Genomic DNA, 5,452 nt, shown 5'->3' with positions numbered 1-5,452 from the left:
GCGGCTCGAATCCGGCCGCGGCGCAGGCGCGTTCGAAGACGCCGCGCAGGCCGGTGCCCGGGGGCAGGCAGATCACCGGCTGGTCGCGCAGCGCGGCGAGCGGGATGCTCGCCCCGTGGGATCGGTCGTCGGCGGCGACCGCGGCGACCACCGCGGTGTCCAGCACCACCTGCTTGCCGAGCCCGGGATCGAGGCCCGCGCCGCTCAGGCCGACCAGGGCGATGTCGAGTTCGCCGCGGCCGAGGGCGGCGAGCATGCGTTCGGAGGTGTCCTCGGTCAGGCTGATGCCGACCTCCGGGTGGTCGTCGTGGAAACCGGCGAGGACCGCCGCGACGTCGAATTCCTCGGGGGCGGCCCCGGAGATGAGTCCGACGCGCACCTGACCGCGCAGCAGGCCGGTGAACTCGTCCACCGTGTCCGCGATGCGCTGGGCCGCGGCCAAGGCCGCCTTGGCGTGCGGCAATACGGCCGCGCCGACCTCGGTGAGCGTTACCGTGCGCCCGCCACGGTCCAGCAGCGGCTGGCCGAGTTCCCGTTCGAATTGCCGGATCTGGGCGCTGAGTCCCGGCTGGGCCAGGTGCAGGCGCGCTGCGGCGCGGGTGAAGTTGGCTTCTTCCGCCACGGCGACGAAGTAGCGCAGGTGGCGCAGTTCCATAACTGATGATTCTAGTATCGATAGAAACCATCTGTTGTACTTCTTGCTCGACGGCGAGCATCGTCGAAGCCATGACAGACAACGCGACGCAGAGCACCGATTTCCCCGTCTTCACCGGGCAGGTGTTCCGGCCGGGCGAGCCCGGCTACCAGGCGGAGATCGCCGGATTCCAGACCGCCTACACCCATCGGCCCGCGCTCGTGGTCGCCGCCGCGCACGCCGAGGATGTCCGCGCCGCAGTGGAATACGCCGCGCGCCACGGACTCCCGGTCGCCGTGCAGGCGACTGGGCACGGACTCTCGGTGGCCGCCGAGGGCGGGGTGTTGATCGGCACGGCGCGGATGACGAGCATCCGCATCGATCCCGAGGCGAGGACCGCGCGGGTCGCCGCGGGGGTGCGGGCGGGCGCGCTCGTCGAGGCGGTGGCGGAGTTCGGGCTGGCCCCGCTCAACGGCTCCTCGCCCTCGGTCGGCGTGGTCGGCTACACGCTCGGCGGCGGACTCGGTTTGCTGGCAAGGGAATTCGGTTACGCGGCCGATCATGTGCGGATGATCGAACTGGTCACCGCGGACGGCCGGATGCGCACGCTGCGTCCCGGCGACGAACTGTTCGGCGCGGTGCTGGGCAGCGGCGGGAACTTCGGCGTGGTGACGGCGCTGGAAATAGACCTGGTTCCGGTGCGGACGGTCTACGGCGGGCAGCTGGTGTTCGACACGCCGCTGGCCGTCGCCGCGGTGGAGGCCTGGCGGCAGTGGACCGCGACGGTGCCCGATCAGCTGACCTCGACCGTCGCCACGCTGACCTACCCCGACATCCCGCAGGTTCCCGAGGGTTTGCGCGGCCGTTACGTGGCCTCGATTCGTATCGCGTTCGACGGCCCGGCCGCCGAGGGTGAACGCCTGGTCGCGCCGCTGCGCGCGGCCGGGGCGCGGCTGCGCGACGATCTGCGCGAGCTGCCCTACACCGAATCGCACACCATCCACAACGATCCGGATCGCCCGCACGCCTATGCCGCGACCAATGCCGTGCTCGGCGAGCTCACCGAAGAGGCCCTGGCGGCGCTGACCGCCGCCACCGGTCCCGGCGGTGCGATCGATGCCGTGGTCGACATCCGCCACCTCGGCGGCGCGCTCGCCAAGCCGGGCTCCGACAGTGTCGCCGTCGACCGGCGCGAGGCCGCGTACGTGGTCCGCGTGATCACCATGCCCGCTCCCGGCGCGGGTGCCGCGGTGCCCGGCGAGCACGACGCGATCCGGGAAGTGCTGGCGCCGTGGACGATCGGGCACAGCCTGGCCTTCCTCTACGGCGCGGGCGACGGGGTGGACGACGCGCAGACCCGCGCGGGATACGCGCCGGACACCTACGCGAAGCTCGCGGCGCTGAAGGCGAAGTACGACCCGCACAACATGTTCCGCTTCAACCGCAACATCCGGCCCGCGGCCTGAGCGTGCGGTGCGCCCGTCGGCGATAGGCAGGCGGGCGCTTGCGTGCTATCTTGGTGATATCACTCTGATACCGGGAGGATGTCATGAAACTCAGGCCCGCATTCCACGTCAACGGCTTTCTGGTGCTGTTGTCCTGGTTGGTGCTGACCCTTTTCTTCGGCGGCGCGGCCGTTCTGGGGTACGTCGCGGCAGCCAAGGGCGGGAACGTGCCCGCGCTGATCGCGGCGATCGCGGCGACCGTGGTCGTGGTGGTGCTGGCGCTGCTGGCCACCGGGTTGGTGATCGTCAACCCGAACGAGGCCAAGGTGGTGCAGTTCTTCGGCCGCTACATCGGTTCGGTGAGCGAGCCCGGCTTCTTCTCGGTGGTGCCGCTGACCGACCGCAAGAGCATCTCGCTGCGGGTGCGCAACTTCGAGACGCAGAAGCTGAAGGTCAACGACGCCGACGGCAATCCGGTGGAGATCGCGGCGGTGGTCGTCTACCGGGTGGTGGACAGCTTCAAGGCCGCGTTCGCCGTCGACGATTACGAGGAGTACGTGGAGACCCAGTCCGAGGCCGCGGTGCGGCACCTGGCCACCACGCACCCCTACGACGCGCACGACACCGAACGCACCAGCCTGCGCGACGGCGCCGAGGTCGCCGAGGAACTGACCGTCGAGCTGCGGGAACGCACCGAGATGGCGGGCATCGAGGTGCTCGAGGCCAGGATCACCCACCTCGCCTACGCGCCGGAGATCGCCCAGGCCATGCTGGTCCGTCAGCAGGCCGCGCAGGTGGTGGCCGCGCGCACGCGCATCGTGGAGGGTGCCGTCGGCATGGTGAGCCTGGCGCTGGATCGCCTGACCGAGCAGGGCGTCGTCGAACTCGACGAGGAACGCCGGGCCGCGATGGTGTCCAATCTGCTCGTGGTGTTGTGCGGCGATCGCGCGACCCAGCCCGTGGTCAACGCCGGAACGCTCTACAGCTGAGCCGGGCTCATGGTCGAACGCAAGAAGCTTCTGCTGCGCCTCGACCCGGCCGTCCACGAGGCCCTGGCCAAGTGGGCGGCCGACGACCTGCGCAGCATCAACGCTCAGATCGAGTACGCCTTGCGCCTTGCGCTCGAACAGGCGGGCCGCAAACCGAAGCCCAAGTGAGCCGAAAGCAATGCAGCGCCTTCCGTTACGGAGGCGCTGCTTTCGGCGTGGGCGAACGGTCAGTGCGCGAGTTCGGCGATCAGGCGCACGCTGTCGTCGTAGAGCGCCCGCTGGGTCTCGCGATCGTAGGAAGCCGCGGAGGACGGACGATCGGCGCGGCCGACGAAATGGCGGCCGGTGGTCGCGGCCAGGGCCGAGTCGGTGATCAGGCGGGCGAGATCCGCGCCGGACCGGGCGGGGGTGTTGACGCCGGGCAGCAGCACCAGGGCCTTGGCCACCGAGCCCCACAGCGCCTGCGCGAACCGGCTTGCGTCCCTGGCCAATCCGGTGCCCGGCATCAGGCCGGGGTCGAAGGCGTTCACCGTGACGCCCTCGTCGCCGAGCCTGCGCGCCAGCTCGTAGGCGGTCTGCAGATTGGCCAGCTTCGAGGTGCTGTAGCGGCGGCGGCCCTCGCGGTGCGCCGGTTCCGTCGCGGCGGGCGGGTGGGCGAGTTCGCGTGCCGTCGCGGAGAGCGGATGCGGCATGCCGGTGAAGCGGCGCGGGTCGTGCGTTCCCGAGGTGACGAACACGATCCGCGCCGGCGCGACCAGATCGGCGCGCAGCGCCTGCACCAGGGCGAGGTGGCCGAGGTGATTGACGCCGAAGGTGGCCTCGACGCCGTCGGCCGTGTAGGCGCGGCGGGTGAATTGCAGTCCGGCATTGCAGACCAGGCCGCGCAGCGGGGGTAGGTCCGCCGCGCGTAGTTCGGTCGCGAAGTCCTGTACCGAGGCGAGCGAGCCCAGATCCAAGGCCATGCCGCGGGCACCGATTTCGGCGGCTTCCCGCTCGGCGCGCACCGCGTCCCGGCCGGTCACGACGACGGTCCAGTGCGGATCGGCGGCCAGCTCCCTGGCGCATTCGCGACCGAGTCCGCTTGTGCCGCCGGTGATCACCACTGTTCTGTCACTTGTTGTCATATGGCACAGTGTGCCACTTTCTGCCATGCGTGACAATGCTTCCATGTCGTTGCGGGATCGGAAGAAGGAACGCACCCGGCGCGCGATCGCGGATGCGGCGCTGCGGTTGTTCGCCGAGCGCGGGTTCGAGGCGGTGACCATCGCCGATATCGCCGCCGCGGCCGAGGTGGGCACCCGGACCTTGCACCGGTACTACAGCAGCAAGGACGAACTGCTCTTCGCCGAGGACGACGAGCACCGCGCCGAACTCACCAGGCTGCTCACCGAGCGCCCGGCGGGGGAGGACCCGGAGGCGACGCTGGCGGCCGTCATCGGACCGATGGTGGCGCACTTCGCCGACCGGCTCGACGAATTGCGCACCCGCGACGCGCTGATCGCCGCCAACCCGGCACTGCAAGCCCGCGATCTCGCCAAGCGCGGCGCCATCGAAGCACTGCTCACCGTCCACCTCGCCGACCAGATGGGCGTCGACCCCGCCGCGGATGTGCGCCCGCTGCTGTGGGCCAAGGTCGGTATGTCCTGCTTCTTCGCGGGCTACGAGATCTGGCTGCGCACCGGCGGCGAGCTCGCCGACCACGTCACCGCGGCTCGCACCGCGTTGGTCACCGAACTCGGCGCCGCCGGCCGCGACTGAATGACCGGCTGCGTCTCCCAGCCCGGCCAGCGCGAGGCGGGCGAAGAACGACCTCATCGCCTGGATAACCCGCGCCGAACGCTGACCGCCTCGGCTTCCGCCGAGGCCGAGCGCGTTCGTTACGGCGGGGTCAGGTGATCCCGAGCGCCCGCGACAGCAGACCGTGCCGGGTGCGCACCCCGCATTTCGCGAGTATCGCCTTCACGTGATCGTTGACCGCGTGCTCGGAGAGCGCCAAATCCTGTGCCATGCGGCGTGATTCGAGCCCGCCTGCGAGCAGGCCGAGCACTTGGGTCTCGCGGGCCGAGAGCGCGTGCGCCCGCCCGAACAGATCCAGTCGCTCCACGGGGGTGCTCGGTGCCAGCGAGACCGCGATGTCCTCGGCGCCGAGCCGGTCTGCCTTCACGGTGAGCCAGCGGGTGCCGCCGAGGTGGATGCGCGACCACGGTGGACCGACCGGGGTGCCGTACTCGGCGGCCAGCAGCGCGGCGCCCACGTTGTAGACCGAGTTCGGGATCGGCGGCATGGCCTCCTGCGGTGGATTCAGCCGGAGCAGCGCCGCCGCGGCGGCCGGGGTCTGGCCGCGCATCCGCAGGTCCGGCCCGAGGACGACGACCGCGGGTTCG

7 protein-coding genes are annotated in these 5,452 nt (G+C 70.8%); 4 read left to right on the top strand and 3 right to left on the bottom strand.

Features of this window, described 5'->3' with window-relative positions:
• On the bottom strand, positions 1–655 hold a 655-nt coding region (locus tag NL1_RS35535; protein ID WP_067849260.1), incomplete at its 3' end, for a LysR family transcriptional regulator.
• Positions 656–726: 71 nt separating this feature from the next.
• Between NL1_RS35535 and NL1_RS35530 the strand changes: the two genes are divergently transcribed.
• The 3 genes from NL1_RS35530 (at position 727) to NL1_RS38025 (ending at position 3,236) form a co-directional block, all read left to right on the top strand.
• Positions 727–2,100, top strand: a complete 1,374-nt coding sequence (locus NL1_RS35530) for an FAD-binding oxidoreductase (RefSeq protein WP_067849257.1) — start codon at positions 727–729, stop codon at positions 2,098–2,100.
• A gap of 83 nt (positions 2,101–2,183) precedes the next feature.
• The gene (locus NL1_RS35525) at positions 2,184–3,068 is read left to right on the top strand and encodes an SPFH domain-containing protein (RefSeq protein ID WP_067849254.1); all 885 of its coding nucleotides are present in this window, start codon (positions 2,184–2,186) and stop codon (positions 3,066–3,068) included.
• A 9-nt stretch (positions 3,069–3,077) separates the two neighbouring features.
• The gene (locus NL1_RS38025) at positions 3,078–3,236 is read left to right on the top strand and encodes a type II toxin-antitoxin system antitoxin (RefSeq protein ID WP_156095204.1); all 159 of its coding nucleotides are present in this window, start codon (positions 3,078–3,080) and stop codon (positions 3,234–3,236) included.
• A gap of 59 nt (positions 3,237–3,295) precedes the next feature.
• Here the strand turns inward: NL1_RS38025 and NL1_RS35520 are convergent, their stop codons facing one another.
• Entirely contained in the window at positions 3,296–4,192 is an 897-nt protein-coding gene (locus NL1_RS35520; protein ID WP_067849251.1) for an SDR family NAD(P)-dependent oxidoreductase, read from the bottom strand.
• Positions 4,193–4,235: 43 nt separating this feature from the next.
• Between NL1_RS35520 and NL1_RS35515 the strand changes: the two genes are divergently transcribed.
• Positions 4,236–4,826, top strand: coding sequence for a TetR family transcriptional regulator (locus NL1_RS35515; RefSeq protein WP_067849248.1), 591 nt, complete (start codon positions 4,236–4,238; stop codon positions 4,824–4,826).
• A gap of 130 nt (positions 4,827–4,956) precedes the next feature.
• On the opposite strand, the gene NL1_RS35510 is transcribed toward NL1_RS35515, so the two are convergent.
• Positions 4,957–5,452: response regulator transcription factor (locus tag NL1_RS35510; RefSeq protein ID WP_162272802.1), on the bottom strand; the 496-nt coding region annotated here is incomplete at its 5' end.

The organism is Nocardia lijiangensis NBRC 108240, assembly GCF_001613045.1.
In the GTDB taxonomy this organism is placed as follows: Bacteria; Actinomycetota; Actinomycetes; order Mycobacteriales; family Mycobacteriaceae; genus Nocardia; species Nocardia lijiangensis.
This window is presented reverse-complemented; position numbering and strand designations above follow the sequence as displayed.